The organism is uncultured Wocania sp. (assembly GCF_964021735.1).
Taxonomy (GTDB): domain Bacteria; phylum Bacteroidota; class Bacteroidia; order Flavobacteriales; family Flavobacteriaceae; genus Wocania_A.
Window position 1 is genome coordinate 14,014 of sequence record NZ_CAXIBN010000013.1, and the last position, 18,774, is coordinate 32,787.

At 30.9% G+C, this 18,774-nt stretch carries 20 protein-coding genes; 10 read left to right on the plus strand and 10 right to left on the minus strand.

The features are described from left to right. Positions 1–54: 54 nt before the first annotated feature. From AADI82_RS02340 to AADI82_RS02370, 7 genes are all read right to left on the minus strand, one after another. Positions 55–957 (minus strand): DMT family transporter, encoded by a 903-nt coding sequence (locus AADI82_RS02340; RefSeq protein ID WP_341214861.1) that lies wholly within the window; start codon positions 955–957, stop codon positions 55–57. A gap of 107 nt (positions 958–1,064) precedes the next feature. Then, positions 1,065–1,493 (minus strand): SRPBCC family protein, encoded by a 429-nt coding sequence (locus tag AADI82_RS02345; protein ID WP_341214862.1) that lies wholly within the window; start codon positions 1,491–1,493, stop codon positions 1,065–1,067. A 70-nt stretch (positions 1,494–1,563) separates the two neighbouring features. Next, complete coding sequence (gene ychF / locus AADI82_RS02350; protein ID WP_341214863.1) at positions 1,564–2,658, minus strand: redox-regulated ATPase YchF; 1,095 nt, start codon at positions 2,656–2,658, stop codon at positions 1,564–1,566. 310 nt (positions 2,659–2,968) lie between these two features. Next, entirely contained in the window at positions 2,969–3,382 is a 414-nt protein-coding gene (locus AADI82_RS02355; protein WP_341214864.1) for a hypothetical protein, read from the minus strand. A 198-nt stretch (positions 3,383–3,580) separates the two neighbouring features. Next, entirely contained in the window at positions 3,581–4,366 is a 786-nt protein-coding gene (locus tag AADI82_RS02360) for a sterol desaturase family protein (protein ID WP_341214865.1), read from the minus strand. 76 nt (positions 4,367–4,442) lie between these two features. Beyond that, positions 4,443–5,009, minus strand: coding sequence for a Crp/Fnr family transcriptional regulator (locus AADI82_RS02365; protein WP_341214866.1), 567 nt, complete (start codon positions 5,007–5,009; stop codon positions 4,443–4,445). A gap of 119 nt (positions 5,010–5,128) precedes the next feature. Continuing rightward, entirely contained in the window at positions 5,129–5,482 is a 354-nt protein-coding gene (locus AADI82_RS02370; protein WP_341214867.1) for a 4Fe-4S dicluster domain-containing protein, read from the minus strand. A gap of 76 nt (positions 5,483–5,558) precedes the next feature. Between AADI82_RS02370 and AADI82_RS02375 the strand changes: the two genes are divergently transcribed. The 8 genes from AADI82_RS02375 to AADI82_RS02410 all read left to right on the plus strand — a co-directional run bounded on the left by AADI82_RS02375 (position 5,559) and on the right by AADI82_RS02410 (position 13,260). Continuing rightward, complete coding sequence (locus tag AADI82_RS02375) at positions 5,559–6,617, plus strand: acyl-CoA reductase (protein ID WP_341214868.1); 1,059 nt, start codon at positions 5,559–5,561, stop codon at positions 6,615–6,617. 75 nt (positions 6,618–6,692) lie between these two features. Then, the gene (gene serC, locus AADI82_RS02380) at positions 6,693–7,757 is read left to right on the plus strand and encodes a 3-phosphoserine/phosphohydroxythreonine transaminase (RefSeq protein ID WP_341214869.1); all 1,065 of its coding nucleotides are present in this window, start codon (positions 6,693–6,695) and stop codon (positions 7,755–7,757) included. 86 nt (positions 7,758–7,843) lie between these two features. Then, a complete protein-coding gene (locus AADI82_RS02385) occupies positions 7,844–8,794 on the plus strand; it encodes a D-2-hydroxyacid dehydrogenase (RefSeq protein ID WP_341214870.1) in 951 nt (316 codons plus the stop codon). Between the two features lie 120 nt (positions 8,795–8,914). Continuing rightward, the gene (locus AADI82_RS02390; protein ID WP_341214871.1) at positions 8,915–9,553 is read left to right on the plus strand and encodes a DUF937 domain-containing protein; all 639 of its coding nucleotides are present in this window, start codon (positions 8,915–8,917) and stop codon (positions 9,551–9,553) included. 121 nt (positions 9,554–9,674) lie between these two features. Further along, complete coding sequence (locus AADI82_RS02395) at positions 9,675–10,112, plus strand: DUF6146 family protein (protein ID WP_341214872.1); 438 nt, start codon at positions 9,675–9,677, stop codon at positions 10,110–10,112. A 36-nt stretch (positions 10,113–10,148) separates the two neighbouring features. Further along, positions 10,149–10,643: a DUF6787 family protein gene (locus AADI82_RS02400; protein ID WP_341214873.1), complete on the plus strand. Its 495-nt coding sequence runs from the start codon at positions 10,149–10,151 to the stop codon at positions 10,641–10,643. Next, positions 10,643–10,975, plus strand: a complete 333-nt coding sequence (locus AADI82_RS02405) for a hypothetical protein (protein WP_341214874.1) — start codon at positions 10,643–10,645, stop codon at positions 10,973–10,975. Before AADI82_RS02400 ends, AADI82_RS02405 begins: the two co-directional genes overlap by 1 nt. Before the next feature lie 62 nt (positions 10,976–11,037). Then, complete coding sequence (locus AADI82_RS02410; protein ID WP_341214875.1) at positions 11,038–13,260, plus strand: TonB-dependent receptor; 2,223 nt, start codon at positions 11,038–11,040, stop codon at positions 13,258–13,260. Between the two features lie 52 nt (positions 13,261–13,312). Here the strand turns inward: AADI82_RS02410 and AADI82_RS02415 are convergent, their stop codons facing one another. Then, on the minus strand, positions 13,313–13,603 hold the full coding sequence (locus AADI82_RS02415) for a hypothetical protein (protein ID WP_341214876.1): 291 nt from the start codon (positions 13,601–13,603) through the stop codon (positions 13,313–13,315). A 45-nt stretch (positions 13,604–13,648) separates the two neighbouring features. After that, the gene (folE, locus tag AADI82_RS02420; RefSeq protein WP_341214877.1) at positions 13,649–14,236 is read right to left on the minus strand and encodes a GTP cyclohydrolase I FolE; all 588 of its coding nucleotides are present in this window, start codon (positions 14,234–14,236) and stop codon (positions 13,649–13,651) included. A 254-nt stretch (positions 14,237–14,490) separates the two neighbouring features. Between folE and AADI82_RS02425 the strand changes: the two genes are divergently transcribed. Continuing rightward, the gene (locus tag AADI82_RS02425) at positions 14,491–17,001 is read left to right on the plus strand and encodes a DUF5916 domain-containing protein (protein WP_341214878.1); all 2,511 of its coding nucleotides are present in this window, start codon (positions 14,491–14,493) and stop codon (positions 16,999–17,001) included. A gap of 51 nt (positions 17,002–17,052) precedes the next feature. Beyond that, positions 17,053–17,715: an ABC transporter ATP-binding protein gene (locus AADI82_RS02430; protein ID WP_341214879.1), complete on the plus strand. Its 663-nt coding sequence runs from the start codon at positions 17,053–17,055 to the stop codon at positions 17,713–17,715. Between the two features lie 43 nt (positions 17,716–17,758). On the opposite strand, the gene AADI82_RS02435 is transcribed toward AADI82_RS02430, so the two are convergent. Next, positions 17,759–18,619 (minus strand): mechanosensitive ion channel domain-containing protein, encoded by an 861-nt coding sequence (locus AADI82_RS02435; RefSeq protein WP_341214880.1) that lies wholly within the window; start codon positions 18,617–18,619, stop codon positions 17,759–17,761. Positions 18,620–18,774 lie beyond the last annotated feature (155 nt).

Here is an 18,774-nt window from a genome sequence, read left to right on the forward strand (position 1 = left end):
ATTACACAAAGTAATTAACAATAAAAAAATGTTTTTGTTGAGAACATTACACTATTAATTATTTCTCTTTTTTAAGGATATTAACAAGATACCTATAATTACCATTAAAGCACCAAAAAACTGTAATAATGTTAGAGTTTCATTTAAGAAAATAGCAGCTAATATAATAGTAGAAATTGGACCAACACCAGCAATAATTGCAAAATTTGAAGAATTAATCATTTTTATTGAGGCCGATACTAAATAAGACGGAATCACCGTAGCAAAAACCGCTATTAAAAGCCCCAAGAGGTAAACTTGCCATGGATAACCAAATATAGATTCTTGCGCAGAAATACCATAATGTACAAATACACAAAAACAAGATACTATCATGGCATAAGATGTGAATTTCATAATTCCAAACTTAGGAATTAACCAACCACTACCAACTAAATATGAAGCATATGTAATAGCGCTAAGCAAAATAAAGAAGCCACCCAAAAGGGTATTATTACCAGATATGGCTACCTCATCCCAAAACGTAATTATAATTCCTAAATATGTTAAAGCTATGGCTCCAGCTTGAATTTTAGTTATTCTCTTTTTGAGGAAAAGTCTATTTAACATGATAACTATTGTAGGGTATAAAAACAGAATAATACGCTCTAAGCTTGCTTTGATATATGTTAATCCTACAAAATCGAAATAACTTGCCAAATAGTACCCTATAAAACCAAAGAAAACTATCCAAGTATAATCCTTTTTTAGTAATATAACACCTGTATCTTTATTTCTATATATAAATGCAATTACAACATAGAACGGAAAAGAGAATAGCATTCTTAACAACAAAATACTCAATGCATCTACATGATATATATAAGCTAATTTTACCATGACAGCTTTAGAGGAAAAAAGAACAATTCCTATGAGACCTAATAAAATACCGTATATAAACGTTCTTGTTTTTTGCATAGAACGAATATAGATGAGTTTAAATTATAAGCTTTCCTGAAGGGGTTAGTTTTACGACGTTCAAAATGATAAAAATAGAATATCAAATAGATTCAGCGGTTTTTTTTTTAAAATTGACTTCTTGTTTTTAAAAGTTTTTTCATATACCTTTTTAAAAACAACCAATTAATAAATTGCCCAAGTATTCCGTAAGGAGCTTCAAAATTAAATTTATTAATCATTATGGTTTCTTTTTCACTTTCACAGAAGATATGCTCGTGGCGAAAAGATTTAAATGCTCCAAAAACCATTTCATCTACAAAAAAATTGGGCGCATTAAATTCTGTTATTTTTGAGGTTAAATGTTGTACAAAACCTAAGTGTTTTGCTTCCCAGCTTACCCATTCTCCTAACCCAATTAATCCTGAGGTTTTTCCTGCAATGGCTTTTTCGTTGGAATACTTTAAAGATTCTTGATGAAAATCTATGTTTCGAGCTAAATCGAAGCATGTTTTAATATCTGCTTTAATACAGGTTTTAATCTCAACTAAGGGCATGTGATTTAATTTAAGAATACAAATATATTCATTTTCTTACAATTAAAAAACAATCTATAATTACTAATGGTTAAACATTAAACAAAAAGTGCATCACATCGCCATTTTTAACAATATAATTTTTACCTTCAACACGCATTTTACCAGCCTCTTTTACTTTAGCTTCGCTACCCAAATCAACATAATCATTGTAGGCAATAACTTCTGCTCTAATAAATCCTTTCTCAAAATCGGTATGTATTACGCCTGCAGCTTGTGGTGCAGTAGCTCCAATATCCACTGTCCAAGCACGAACTTCTTTTACACCAGCTGTAAAATAGGTTTGTTGGTTTAGTAGTTTATAGGCTGAACGGATTAATTTAGCTGAACCTGCTTCTTCAAGTCCAATATCCTGTAGAAACATTTGGCGTTCTTCGTAATCGTCTAATTCATTAATATCGGCTTCTGTACCTACTGCTAAAACTAAAACCTCAGCATTTTCATCTTTAACAGCTGCTTTTACTTGCTCTACGTATGCATTACCAGAAACCGCTGAACCTTCATCTACATTGCAAACATACATTACTGGCTTATCAGTAATAAGTTGAGATGGTTTTACAAAATCGTTATAATCATCGTCAGAAAACTCTAAAGCTCGAACTGAAATTCCAGCCTCCAAGCCTTCTTTAAGCTTTAATAAAATAGTCTCTTCTTTTTGAGCCTCTTTATTCCCTGTTTTTGCTGCACGTTTTACTTTATCAAGTTTTTTTTCAACGGTTTCTAAATCCTTTAATTGTAATTCCATATCGATGGTTTCCTTATCTCGAATTGGATTTACATTACCATCAACATGCACAATGTTATCGTTATCAAAACAGCGTAATACGTGAAGAATTGCATCGGTTTCACGAATATTTGCTAAAAACTGATTTCCTAAACCTTCTCCTTTACTAGCTCCTTTAACTAAACCAGCGATATCTACAATCTCGACAGTAGCAGGTTGAACACGTTCTGGTTTTACCAATTCTTCCAACTTTTCTAACCGTGGGTCTGGCACATTAACCACACCAATGTTAGGCTCGATGGTACAAAACGGAAAGTTAGCACTTTGCGCTTTAGCATTTGATAAACAATTAAACAACGTCGATTTTCCAACGTTTGGTAATCCTACAATACCTGCTTTCATTTTTCTTTAGATAATTAGATTAAAGATACAAGAACCAAGACTTTGGTTTTTGCGAGTGCAAATGTAGGTATTTAGAAATTTAGAATAAAAAAGGTTTTAATAATTGTTTTATTTGCGTGCAAAAATCCGGAGTGTTCTTATTGGTCTCAGCTATGCGAAGTGCGAGATATCAAGAAACTTCTCTTTCCGCTTATAAGTTATTATCAATTGTAATTTTCTTAATATCAATATTTTATATCGAATTGCACAAGCTATTATTGGCAATAGTTTTTATCTTTAAATCTGGTTCTTTTTTTGTTTTTCATAATTTTCAGTCAAAAGGCAGTAAATCCGGTTCCAAAAATTTTGTTTTTGCATTCTTCGAATTATAAATATCAAATCCATAGTGGCAAGACATTAACTCTTTGAAATTATGTTTCAATCTTGGGAATTCATTTATAAATTTTTCAAAGCTATCAGAATCCGATTTGAGAATAAAATGATAAACTGCTTTTATAGCGGCTAAAGTCAAAGTTGCGTTGTATTTGTCTTCTTCTCCAACAATTTTTACGTACTTTTTTAGCTGAATTTGTATGTTTGATTTTGATTTTTCAATGCCATATTTTTTAATATTAATCCAAGCCAACCTCAAATGTGCTTCATGAGAGAAAATATCTGGATTTAACTTACAATTAATAAATTGTTTTTCAAATTCAGAGTCGGATAGTTCAAAATGTCTTTCCATCTTTTTTCAAATTATTGCTAGCGATTAAGGATATGAATCTGTTTAAATGATTAATATCCACAGATAAGCGAAGTTAGAATTTTTATAAAAGTCAATACATTATAAACAAACTTATAAGAAATCTGCAAACAAAAAACCAAGCTTTTACTCAAGATTTGTTTTACAATTTATTAATTTTTAATGAGTTATAATATTGATTTATATTTTATCCTCTTTAGAAATCGAAACATCTTTAAACAAAAGCATCTCCTTTATTTTACTTGAAGCACCGTCATAAAAACCCGTGGCTTTTTGATAATTTTTTGGGTTCTCAAAAGTGCCAAAAAACATATCTATTAGCGGTAAATCTGCATAATTATTTTTGTGAATTCCTCTACCGTGATGAATAGAATGGCTCTCTGGTCGTTGAACGAAATATCCAATCCAACGCGGAGTTTTTATATTTGCATGTTGAAAAAATGCTAAAAAATTTATAACAAAAAGTAGTATGGTAATAGTCTGTGGAGGCAGTCCAACAAGTAAAGCAAAACTAACACTACCAACAAGGGTAAAACCTATCATATCTAACGGGCTATGGAACAATGAACCATAAGCATCTAACCGTTCTGCGCTGTGGTGAACTTGATGAAAAGTACACCATAAAAAATCATATTTATGCATAGTTATATGATATACGTAAATCACTAATTCATAAACTAAAAGCCCAATTATTGAGCTTGTAAAGACACTTAAATGGGTTAAATTGAATACTTGGAATTCTGCCAAAAAGGGATCAATAAATATTGGCAAATAAGATGCTACAAAAAAGAACGCAAAGAAAAAAAGCAACCCTTTTACTCTCCAGTTCTTTACTTTAGGTAGTTTCCTTGCAGGAAAAATTTCTTCCCATAATATTAAAAAGGCATAGGAAGCTAAAATAGCTAATGATAAAGGGTCTAATAATAATTCTAAAGGTGTTGGTAATTGCGAAAAAACAGTTTCCATAATTTATAATTTTAAGTTTGAGCTGCAAAAATAATTGCACCTTAAGCTTTAAACTAAAAATTACACTTGACCTATGTTAGGAATTTAATTTTTTTCTTATTCTGCTTAAACTTTCTGGATGAATCCCTAAATATTTAGCTATCTTATTAACCGGAATACTAGAAATATATTTAGAGTGAGTTTGAAACATTTCAGCATAACGCTCTTCGGCAGTTTTAGATAAGAAATCTTTTTCTCTGTTAGATTTCCTTATGTAAGCTTGCTCAAATAATATACGGCTAAATTTATTGGCTTCAAATGATGTTTCATAAGACTTAAATAAATCTGGATAAGCAATCATTTCTAACTCACAATCTATTAATGCGGTTACTTGTACATTTGAAGGTGCTTGTGTTAAAAAGGAAGTTAAACCTGCAAACATGTCATTTTCAAAAAAGAAATCAATAATTTTTTCAGACACATAACTTTTAATAGTCATTTCTACAATACCTGTATTTATAAAGTAAACATAAGGTTCAACTTTATTGTATTCAGATATGATTTTACCTTTTTTAAAGTTAATCTTTTTTACAGGATAAGGTAATTCATCATAAGACAAATACGATGTATTTAAAATTATGTTATAAAATTCTAAAAATGACATATCTAAACTAGAAAACTATTCAATTTTAAATTTAGTGTTTTTTTATGGTTTATAAGCACAAAAAAATCCCAAGCCAAAAGCTCAGGATTCGTTATTCATTCTTAATTATAAATTTTTAATTATCCATCAGGATGCATAAAGCGTTGTTTCGCTAAAAGCTCTTCTTCGGTTTCCACCACATCTTCATCTGGTACACAACAATCTACAGGACAAACCGCAGCACATTGTGGCTCGTCATGAAACCCTTTACACTCAGTACACTTGTCTGGTACAATGTAATAAATCTCATCGCTTATCGGCTCTTGCGCTTCATCTGCATCAACTTCGCTTCCATTAGTCAAAACCACAGTTCCGTTTAAACTTGTACCATCTTTATAGCGCCAATCGTCTGCACCTTCATATATTGCTGTATTTGGGCACTCGGGTTCGCATGCACCACAATTTATACATTCGTCTGTTATTATAATTGCCATAGCGTTTTTTCTCTTGAGTTTGCTTAAATTTGCAGACGCAAAAATAAAGCCAAAACCATTCATAACCAAATATAGAATGCATTTACAACAAAGAATTAACGCTTTTGTAAAATTAGGAGATTTTATTGGTCAGTTTTCTAATGAAGCTATCAAAAAAAAAGATAATGTGGAACACAACGCTATTTTCTTTGATGGCTTTAAGCACCAACTAAAATTAGCCGAAGAAAGCAACGGTTGGTTTACCCAAGAAAATATAAAATTTGCATTAAAAGGATGGTCAGACTCCCTAACTCTTAAAAACTTAACAAAATGGTTGCAACCTTATAATTTAGATGCTGTTAACCCCAGAAAAATTGCCATAATTATGGCAGGAAACATTCCGCTAGTTGGGTTTCATGATTTTTTATCGGTTTTAATTTCTGGTCATAATATATTGGTTAAACAATCATCAAACGATAAACACCTGCTACCCTACTTAGCTAAGTATTTAGAATATGTTGAAAATGATTTTAAAGGTAAAATTGAATTTACTGAAGAAAAATTAACAAATTTTGATGCCGTAATAGCCACAGGAAGCAACAATACAGCACGCTATTTTGAATATTATTTTAAAGGCAAACCTTCTATTATTAGAAATAATAGGAATTCAATTGCAGTTTTAAAAGGGAAAGAATCTACTGAAGATTTAAAAAAACTATCTGAAGACATTTTTAGATATTATGGCTTAGGTTGCAGAAATGTATCTAAACTTTTTGTACCAAAAAACTATAAGTTTGACACTTTTTTTGAATCTATATATCATTGGCACACAATAATTGATAAAGCTAAATACGCCAATAATTACGACTATAATAAAGCCGTATATTTAATGAGTGAATTTGATATGCTAGAAAATGGTTTTTTTATGATTAAAGAAGATGAAAGCTACGCATCGCCAATAGCAACTTTATTTTATGAATATTATGATGATGCAGAACAATTAAAAGAAAAAATAAAAACTGATTCTAATAAAATTCAATGTGTTGTTTCAAGCGGATTTATAAATAATGAAATTGCTTTTGGTAAAACACAAAAACCTCAACTTTGGGATTATGCAGATGATGTAGATACTATTGCATTTTTATTAGAAATATAGTCCAAAAATTATTGATTATATAACACGAAATCTCATATTAATTAAGACCTTTGTGTCATAAAATTTCACTATAAAATGAAAAAACACAATTTTAGCGCAGGACCATGTATTTTACCTCAAGAAGTCTTATTAAAAGCATCTGAGGCAGTCATAGATTTTGATAACAGCGGCTTATCACTAATTGAAATTTCACACAGAAGCAAAGCTTTTGTTGACGTCATGGAAAAAGCCAGAGCTTTAGCTTTAGAATTACTTGGTTTAGAAGGCAAAGGCTACAAAGCATTGTTTTTACAAGGTGGCGCAAGCACACAGTTTTTAATGGTAGCTTTAAATCTTTTAGAAAAAAGAGCAGGCTATTTAAACTCTGGAACTTGGGCAGATAAAGCCATAAAAGAAGCGAAAATTTATGATGATATTTATGAAGTTGGATCCTCAAAAAATGCCAACTTTAACTATATACCTAAAGGCTATGATATTCCTTCAGATTACGACTATTTCCATTGCACATCAAACAATACCATCTTCGGAACGCAAATGAAATCATTTCCAAAGTGTGATATTCCTATGGTTTGCGATATGAGTAGTGATATTTTTTCGCGCTCACTTGATTTTTCGCAATTCGATCTAATATACGCTGGGGCACAAAAAAATATGGGTCCAGCAGGAACAACTCTTGTTGTTATTAAAGAAGATATTCTTGGTAAAGTATCGCGTAAAATTCCATCAATGATGGATTACAAAACGCATATTAGCAAAGGTAGTATGTTTAATACACCTCCTGTTTTTGCTGTTTACACATCAATGCTAACTTTAGAATGGTTAAAAAATCTTGGTGGAATTCCTGCTATTGAAAAAGAAAACGAAAAAAAAGCACGCTTAATGTATTCTGAGATTGATTTGAATCCTTTATTTAAAGGTTTTGCAACCAAAGAAGACCGTTCTAACATGAATGCAACATTCACTTTAGAAAATGAAAACCTGAAAGAAACCTTTGAAACCATGTTAAAAGAAGGTGGTATTAATGGTTTAAATGGTCACAGAAGTGTTGGTGGATACAGAGCATCTATGTATAATGCATTACCCCTAGACAGTGTTAAAGCATTAGTAGAAATAATGAGTGAGTTAGAAAGTAAAGCGTAAAATTAATCGTCATTCCGAACGAAGTGAAGAAATCTTATTAAAAGATTGCCACGTCATACTTCCTCGCAATGACAAAATAAAAAAGAATGAAAGTATTAGCAAACGATGGCATTTCTCAAAGCGGTATTGATGCCTTAGAAAAAGGTGGTTACGAAGTTATCACAACAACTGTAGCACAAGAGCAATTAATAAATTACATCAACGAAAAAGAAATAAGTGTTTTATTGGTACGTAGTGCAACAACCGTACGCAAAGACTTAATTAATGCTTGCCCGAGCCTAAAAATTATTGGACGTGGTGGTGTTGGTATGGATAATATTGATGTAGAATATGCTAGAGAAAAAGGATTAAAAGTAATTAATACACCTGCAGCCTCATCACATTCTGTTGCAGAATTAGTATTTGGTCACCTTTACGGATTAGCACGTTACTTACATAACTCAAATAGAGATATGCCATTAGAAGGTGATAGCAACTTTAAAGGTTTAAAGAAAGCCTATGCTAAAGGCACAGAATTAAAAGGAAAGACTTTAGGTGTTTTAGGCTTCGGTCGTATTGGTCAAGCTACTGCTAAAGTGGCTCTTGGAGCTGGTATGAAAGTGGTTGCTTTCGATCCGTTTTTAGATAAAGTGAATTTAGAATTAGATTTTTTTGATGGTCAAACCGTAAATTTTGAAATTGAAACTATTTCTAAAGAAGATGTTTTAAAACAATCAGACTTTATTACTTTACATGTTCCAGCACAAAAGGATTACGTTATTGATGAAGCTGAATTTAACATGATGAAAGATGGTGTAATTATAGCTAATGCAGCTCGTGGTGGTGTAGTAAACGAAGTAGCACTTGTAAAAGCTATTGAAAATGGTAAAGTAGCAAGAGCAGCTTTAGATGTTTTTGAAAAAGAACCTAAACCAGAAATTCAATTATTAATGAATCCTGCATTATCATTAACACCACATACCGGTGCTGCAACTAACGAAGCACAAGATAGAATTGGTACAGAATTAGCATCACAAATAATAAGTATTCTAGGGTAAAAGAATTCTTTTCAAATAAAATGTGACCGAAATGGTATAATTGAGTCCTAACTATATGTTGGGACTTTTTTTGTACCTTGAACTTCCAATTTATTAATATTAAAAAAACAAAATATAATCATGTCAGGAATTTTAGACTTATTAAACAGCGACCTAGGAAAAACTATTATCAGTGGTGTTTCTAATCAAACTAATCAACCTCAAAACAAAACACAAGATGTTTTAACTATGGCTTTACCAGTATTAATGCAGGCTATGAGACGAAACGCAGCAACACAGCAAGGTGCAGAAGGATTACTTGGTGCTTTAAACGGCAAACACGATGGTAGTATCTTAGATAATTTAGGAGGGCTATTTAGCGGAGGCGTTGATAATAATGTTATAAATGACGGAGAAAAAATTCTTGGACATGTTTTAGGTGGAAAACAACGACATGTTGAAAACGCTTTAAGTCAAAAATCTGGAATGGATGCAACCTCAATTGCTCAAATACTTAAAGTTGCAGCTCCTATTTTAATGGGAGTATTAGGTAAACAAAGTAAACAACAACAAGTAAATAGCCCAAGTGGTATTGAAGGCTTATTAGGCGGATTATTAAAAGGAAACTCACCACAACAAGAGCAAAGCTTTTTAGAATCTATTCTTGATGCCGATGGCGATGGCAGTGTAATTGATGATGTTGCAGGTATGGTGTTAGGCGGTAATAAAAAGAAAGGCGGACTTGGTGGATTGCTAGGTGGACTTTTTGGAGGTAAATAAAATTGCAGTACTTTTTATAAATTCAAGAATGCTAAACAAGACAGTTTAGCATTTTTTGTTAAAATCATTTAAAAATCAAATGTTTAAGGAATGATTTTTGTATCTTTAAATTAAAAAAGTTATGAAAACGTATATTTATCTAATTTTAGTATTAGGTTTTCTTATTAGTTGCAATACTTCGAAAAGATTACCCTCCATAAATAAAGAAGAAGCTAATAATATAACAGCAAACGATACTGTAAAAATTAGTAATGATGAACTAGAATACGAAATCATTATTATAGAACCAGGTTTTAATGTTTGGTTGGCAAGCAGAGCAAGACCAGAAGGATATTACTCGCAACAGTACTTAGAAAACAGAAATTATCAATATGTAGTAGCATGGAATCAAAGAGTATTACAGCCTAACCTTTATAATCCAGATCTTTACGAAATGCAAATTGACTATCAACCTCAAATAGATTATGGATATGATGTAAATTATAAGTTATATAATTATTTTATCTACTTTCAATTAACCTACAAACAACAATTAGCTGGCTTTACACCTAGAATTTAAAACTCTTTTAACTATTTTTGCATTCAAATTTTTATTGTGAAAAAGTTTAAAGAGCATTGGGAAATACATAAAAATTGGCAACTCATCCTTCCTGTTGTGGGATTGTTAGCTTTGGGTTACTCATCTTATAAATTGTCAAATATTTTTTTAAAAGATAATAATATCATTTTCACCTTACTACTAAGTGGTGTTTTCTTTTTTATTCTTTTAAAATTAACCCTTTTTATTTTTAATAAATTAGAAAAAAAATGGCATGTAACTTATAAGTGGGAAATGATTAGCATTTTTTTGGTGTTTGCCACTACGGGGTCGTCATCAGTTTTTATTAGTAAACCACTAATAAAATTAATGGGTATAAATAAAGAAAACCTTCCTACTTTGGCATACTGGATATTGTATATTATTATAGGGTTTATTTTTTACCAAATACTACTTGTTTTAATTGGTTGGATTTTTGGGCAATACAAGTTTTTTTGGGATTTCGAAAAAAAGATGCTTCGTAGAATTGGTTTTAAACGCTTTTTAGATTAGTGCAACACGTTAAACAACATATTGTTTTTAAAGGTATTACACTATTTATAGCTGTTGTATTTTTAGTACCGTCTGTTATAAAATTTGCACATGTATTTTCACACCACACACACAAAGTCTGTAAAGGATACGACACCACCCATATACATAAAGTAGATATTGAATGTGATTTTTATAAATTTAAATTAAACAATAATTTCACTTACTCATTCTTTAATATTGATTTATTTTTAGAAAAAAATGAGCCTCAGCAAATTGCATCACAATACTATTTTTTAAGTAAATATCAACGCTTACAAACTTCACTTCGTGGTCCGCCATCTTTAATTTAATAATATAAAAAAGTTTGCTGAGTTCTTCAGCTTAAATAATTATTAAATTAAAAAACACATATATGAAATTATTTCTTAATATGTTGCTATTTCTAGCAATATCAAATTTATATTCTCAAAACAAAATAGAAGGCATCGTAAATGAAGCCAATACAAATTTAAAATTAGCCTATGTAAATGTTTATATTCCTCATTTAGAAAAAGGAACAATTACTAACGAAGAAGGCATTTTTACATTAGATAATTTACCAACAGGTAAATACACTATTCTGTTCTCGATTATTGGATATGAAACACAATCGCTAAATATTACTATTCCATCAAACAATCCCATTTCAGTAGAATTATTACCATCTGCAATAGAAATGGAAAGTATTATTATTTCTACACCCTTTCATAAATTACAGCGTGATAATGTTATGAAGGTTGAACATAAAAACATATCAGATTTAAAAGCAAATGGTGCAATAACTTTAGCCGATGGCATTACTAATATTGCAGGTGTAGAAAGTGTAACAACTGGTTTAGGCATAGGAAAACCTGTTATTAGAGGGCTGAGTTCTAACCGCGTATTAGTATACACACAAGGCATTCGTTTAGAAAATCAGCAATTTGGTAGCGAACATGGTTTAGGCGTTAACGACGCTGGTATTGAAAGTGTTGAGGTTATAAAAGGTCCAGCATCGCTACTTTATGGTAGTGATGCATTAGGTGGAGTACTTTACCTTAATCCTGAAAAATTTGCAAATAATAATACAGCTTCGGGTGATTTTGGTGCCAATTACTACAGCAATACCAATGGCTTTAACACCAATGCCGGTTATAAGTCTTCGGCTAATAATTTTAAATTTTTATTTAGAGGAAGCCTTACTGAACATTCAGATTATAAAACAAAAGCGTATCGAGTTACCAATACACGTTATAGAGAACAAGATTTTAAAGCAGGTTTAGGCTATCAAAATCATAAGTTCAAATCTGAGTTTCGATATAATCTTAACAATTCTAAATTAGGAATTCCTGAAGAAATTGGGGAGCAATCAACTAATAGAACACCTTTGTTACCTTTTCAAAATATTACAAACCATGTATTTAGCTCAAAATCGACGCTGTTTTTAAATGAATCAAAATTAGACATCAATTTAGGATTCATTTATAATGATAGAAAAGAATTTGAAGAACATCATCATGAAAGCGAAGAAGAGGAACATGAAGAAGAGGAACATGAAGATGACGAAATATTAGAAGCGGCACTTCGCATGAAACTAAAAACATTTAATTACGATGTAAAATACCATTTACCAAAATTGGGCAAATTTGAAACTATTGTTGGTGTACAAGGGATGAATCAAACTAATTCAAATTATGGCGAAGAACAATTAATTCCAGACGCAACAACTAACGATTTTGGACTGTTAGCAACGTCACATATTCATTTTGAAAAGCTAGATATTCAGCTTGGTGCACGCTTCGATAACCGAAACATAAATGTTGCTTCAGGTGTAAACAAGGACTTCAACAGTTTTAACGGTGCTTTTGGTATTAAAAAGAATGTTTTTAATAACTTAACTGCAAGACTAAACTTTGCAACAGGCTTTAGAGCACCAAATTTATCTGAACTCACATCTAATGGTACTCACGAAGGCACAAATCGATACGAAATAGGAAACATCAATTTAAAAAGTGAGCAAAATTTTCAAACAGATATTGCTTTAGAGTTTAAAAATAAGCATTTAGAAATTTTTGCTAATGGTTTTTATAACAGTATTAATAGCTATATTTTTCTTTCGCCCAACGGCAATGTTATCGATAATACGCCTGTTTATTTATATTTACAAGATGATGCTAAACTCTATGGTGGCGAATTTGGGTTACACCTGCATCCGCATCCTTTAGATTGGTTACATTTTGAGGCGAGTTTTGAAACCGTTACAGGAAAGCTGAAAAACGACACATATTTACCACTTATTCCAGCAAACTCTATAAGTAATATTATAAGAATTGAATTTGAAGAAAACTGGATTAAAAAGGGCTATACTTTTGTTAAATTAAAATCTACATTCAAACAAAATAATGTGGGTGATTTTGAGACAAATACAAACGGATACAATCTTTTAAGTGCTGGTTTTGGTGGTAGCTTTTCGGTTTTTAAAAATGAATTAAGTGTAACGTTATCTGGAAATAATTTAACCAATAAAACGTATATAAATCACTTGTCACGCTTAAAACCTGATGGTATTTTTAATATAGGTAGGACTATTAATTTAGGGTTTACTTATAGTTTATAACTAAAAAATGCCTTTCAAATTTGAAAGGCATTTTTTTATATTTATTACAGTATTATTTATTATCAGCTTGAACTTCAGCCACAATAGGTTTTTCTTCTTTATTAAAAACATAGGTTAAAAACCACATGATTGTAAATGTTGGAATAATATCAAATCCTGGTATAGCTTCTTCAATAAACGATACTACACCAGCTATTTTTCCTTTAGTACCTTTATACATTTTACTCATTAAATAAGCTGATGCTGGTGCCCAAATTATATCTAAAAGGGTTAACATACCAACTATGTCAAATAATATACTTAATGCTAATTTTTTATTTTTACTTAAATTCTCTAATTTCATAGGTATTTGTTTTTAAACTATATAACGCAAGAAACATACCAAAAATTACTTTCCAATAAGTTTTAAAAACTCATTTCTAGTTTCAATTTTTTCAAACTGCCCACGAAATCCAGAAGTTGTTGTTATCGAGTTTTGTTTTTGTACACCACGCATCATCATACACATATGCGAAGCTTCAATAACTACAGCAACCCCTTGTGGCTTTAAGGTATCGTTTATACAATCTAAAACTTGTTCTGTTAACCGTTCTTGTACCTGTAATCGTCTTGCAAACACATCAACAATTCTAGGTAATTTACTCAACCCAACTATATGTCCGTTTGGTATATATGCAATATGTGCTTTCCCAAAAAATGGTAAAATATGATGCTCGCAAAGCGAATATAATTCAATGTCTTTCACAATAACCATTTCGTTATAAGACTCTTTAAACATAGCACTTTTAAGAATTTCAACAGGGTCTTGATGGTAACCTTGCGTTAAAAATTGCATTGCTTTTGCAGCCCGCTCGGGTGTTTTTAATAAACCATCCCTATCGGTATCTTCACCTAAATCTTCAATAATATTTTTGTATCTATTCTTAACATCATCAGTTACTTGCATATTATACTCTTCAAATTTTTTATATGGCATGTTATATTTTTATTAAGATTCTAGTATTGTCAAAATGGCAATTTAAACTGAAATTTCTTATTTGAATAAAAATAGTTAAAAAATATTTAGATGTACTTTTTATCTAAAAATGAAAAAAAATATTAACAATTACTTTAGTTTTTTAACGTTTACTTAAGATTAATGCATTTTTAACAAAACTACATTTGTTAAAATGTAACATTTATTACTAAAAACCATCTTTTAATCATCAAACAAAAAAACAAATCAACTTTATGAGGCAACTCATTTCGTTCTTCTTTATTTTATTATGCTCTTTTTTAGCCAATACACAAGGCAAAAAAACATTAAATATTGTAAGAACAACTGCTGCTCCAAAAATTGATGGTGTTTTAAATGACCATGCATGGAAAAATGCAGATAGCGCCAAAAACTTTACACAGTTTAGACCAGAAATGGGTGTTGTGGAAAAAGCTCATCAAAAAACTATTGTTAAAATAACTTATGATGATAATGCGATTTATGTTGCTGCCTATTTAAAAGATAAGCCAGAAGATATCCAAAAGCAATTTACTAGTCGCGATAATTTTGGACAATCAGATTTTTTTGGTTTAGTACTAAACCCTAATAACGATGCCCAAAACGATACTGAGTTTTTCGTATTTAGTTCTGGTACACAAGCCGATGCCATTGCTTCTCCTAGTATTGATGATGGCGAAGATTTTGGATGGAATGCCGTTTGGGACAGTGCTGTAAAAATTGTAGATGATGGTTGGATTGTTGAAATGAAAATACCATATAGAGCACTTCGATTTTCAAACGACGATGTTCAAACTTGGGGACTACAATTTCATAGACGTTTTAGAATTGACAACTCGCAATATTCGTGGAATCCTATTGATAGAACTAAAGGTAACATTGGTTTATATCACGGTGAATTATTGGGCATTAAAAACATTAAACCCCCAACACGATTAAGTTTTTATCCGTTTGTATCTGGAATATCAACATCTTTTGATGGCGAGCATGAAACCGATTTTAATGTTGGATTAGATGTAAAGTACGGCATTACCGAAAATTTTACTTTAGATGCCACTTTAATACCCGATTTTAGTCAAGCTGCTTTTGATAATGTAAGATTGAATTTAGGGCCTTTTGAACAAACGTTTAATGAACAGCGTCAATTTTTTAAAGAAGGTGTCGATTTATTTAATAAAGGTGATTTATTTTTTTCAAGGCGTATTGGAAATTCGCCAACAAAACGAGGAGCTATCGAAGACGAGTTAATAAGTAACGATAATATAAGTGAAGAAATTATAGATAACCCAAATATAGTTAAAACATTAAACGCCGTTAAAGTCTCTGGGCGTACTAAAAAAGGCTTGGGTATTGGTTTTTTTAATGCTGTAACTGAAAAAACAGAAGCCAAAATAAAAACAACTGAATACATTAGAGACCAAAACACACAAGTTATAACAGATAGCGTTATCTCTTATAGAAATAGAGTTACAGAACCTCTTGCAAATTATAACATTTTGGTTCTCGACCAACAATTTAATGGCAATTCATCAATAAGCCTTATAAACACAAATGTTACTAGAGATGGCCGTTATAGAGACGGAAACGTTACTGGACTTTTAGCCGATGTTTCAAACAAAAGAAACACCTATAATATTCGTGGTCAGGTAAAAATAAGCAATGTAAATTTATCTGATGGCATTAGCACAGGTTTAAGTTCATTTTTTAGAGTTGGTAAAACACATGGTAAGTTTCGTTATAGTTTCGACCATGAGTTTGCAGACGAAGAATACGATATTAACGACTTGGGTTTAAACAATAGAAACAACTTTAGCAATTTTGGTATAGATGCGTCGTATCAAATATTCGAACCCACAGAAAAGTTGAATGATTTTAGAATTAACACCTGGGTAAATTATCGTCGTTTATATAATCCAAATACATATACAGGAACAAATTTTGGTTTACGATTTAATGCACAAACAAAAAAACTTATGTGGTTTGGAGCTAGAATTAATTTTCAACCAGGAAAGCAATACGACTATTTTGAAGCTCGTGATTTTGAAAACAAGCGTTTTTTTATTTATAAAAACTTTGGATCAACAGGTATTTGGTTTGAAACCAACCAAAATAAAACATTTTCTATTGAAGCTAACTTAGGGTCGTATACCATGTTTGATAACGAAAGAGATTTTTTTGGTTATGAATTTGAAGTTGAGCCTACTTTGAGATTTAATGATAAATTTAGAATGTCTTACGAATTAGAATATCAAAATAATAAAGGAAGTCGCGGTTTTGTTAATAATATAAATGATGATATTATTTTTGGTGAACGCAATGTAGTTTCGATTGAAAATGGACTTTCTGGAGCTTATAATTTTAATCCTCTCAATTCTATAAGTATTACTTTTAGAAACTTTTGGAGCACCGTAAATTATGATTATCAATTGTTTATTCTTGAAAACGATGGAACACTTTCAGCAAATAATAGTTATAATGTAGATAGCGTAGAAGACAGCCCAAACATCAATTTTAATACTTGGAATTTAGATTTACGCTACTCGTGGCAATTTGCTCCAGGTAGTCAACTCACTGCTTTATACCGAAACTCGCTTTTTAATTCTGATACCGCATCAAAAGACACCTATTTTAATAGTTTGAATACCTTATTTGATCAACCCATACAGCATGTATTTTCGTTAAAGCTTCAATATTTTATTGATTATTCAAATCTTAAAAATGTTTTTAAAAAGAAAAGTAACAGCTAATCGTTGTTTATAAATCTATAAAGCAGTACTTTCATTCCCTAATTATTTTTTATGATTAAAGCGCATAATGTTCATAAATACTACGGCGATTTACACGTCCTTAAAGGTGTAGATATTCATGTAAAAAAAGGTGAAATTGTATCTATTGTTGGTGCTTCAGGCGCAGGAAAAACAACGCTATTACAACTTTTAGGCACATTAGATAGAGCTTCAGCTAAAGAAGATTTCAACATTACCATAAACAACACTAACATTAACACGCTAAACGACAAGGCTTTAGCTAAGTTTAGAAACGAACATATTGGGTTTATCTTTCAGTTTCATCAATTATTACCAGAATTTACAGCTTTAGAAAACGTGTGTTTGCCAGCATTTATAAAAGGTACAAAAAAAGCAGATGCCGAAAAACGTGCCAAAGAACTTTTAGATTTTTTAGGCTTATCACATCGTATTAACCACAAACCCAATGAGCTTTCTGGTGGTGAACAACAACGTGTTGCGGTGGCTAGAGCTTTAATAAATAATCCGGATTTAATTTTTGCCGATGAACCTTCAGGAAATTTGGATAGCGAATCTGCTGAAACTTTACACAGTCTATTTTTTAAACTTCGTGAAGAGTTTGGGCAAACCTTTGTAATCGTTACTCACAACGAAGAACTGGCAAATTTAGCCGATAGAAAATTAACCATGGTTGATGGGAAAATTATGAGTTAATTTATATCACTTTTTTGAGTACGCTTATTTATATGTTGCTATTTTATTGTTCATCTTTCCTTATGGTTTCAGTATCATTTGATTTTACATGTAAATCCATCTGAGGAAAAGGTATAGCGATATTGTTTTTAGTAAATTCCCGACTAATATTTCTACGTATATCGCTTTTCACTTTACTTATTCGAAATATATTTTGACTAAAAAACAAAACTTGAAAATCTAATGATGAGTTACCGAAATTTACTAATCGTGCTTCGGTCGATTCGCGGTCAGATATATCGGGATGTTGGAATACACTTTCTTCTAAAATTTTTATAACTAAATCAATATCACTCCCATAAGCAACACCAACATCAATCCTAAAGCGCGTCTTCATGGTTTGATGACTCCAGTTTATAACTTTGTTAGTTGTAATTAATGAATTTGGAATTATAATAGAAACATCATCAGTATTTAAGGCTTTAGATGTTCGTAATCCAATACTTTGAATCTTAACGATATCGCCATCAATATCTAAAACATCATCTATTTTTATAGATTGTTCTGAAAGTAAAATTATTCCAGATATAACATCGTTAAATGTTTGCTGTAATCCTAAGCCTATTCCAACAAGTAAAGCAGCAGAACCAGCTAATAATACAGTAACTTTAACACCAATAGTTTCTAAAATAAGCCCAACTGCAATGACCCACACTACATATCTAATGATTTGAAGTAAGGCATAAACACTCCCTCTGCTAAGCTTTTTAAATCTACGTTTACGAAAAAGGGCTTTCTTAATTAACCATAATATAAATTTGGTTACAAAAAATATCATTAAAACTTTCACTAATGTAAAAACCTGTACACTATTTTCTCCTACACTAATAAGCTCAAATTCCAAAAAATCCCTAATAGTTTCCATGTTGTTTTTTTAATGACACATAACGATTAGTATATGGTTTAATAATTTACACCGATCGTTAAGCGAAGTTAATTTTTTAAAATTGTAATAGCTAATATTTATTTTATTCCTAAACTTATTTAAGAATACTTATTTTTACTTTCAAAAATTTACTT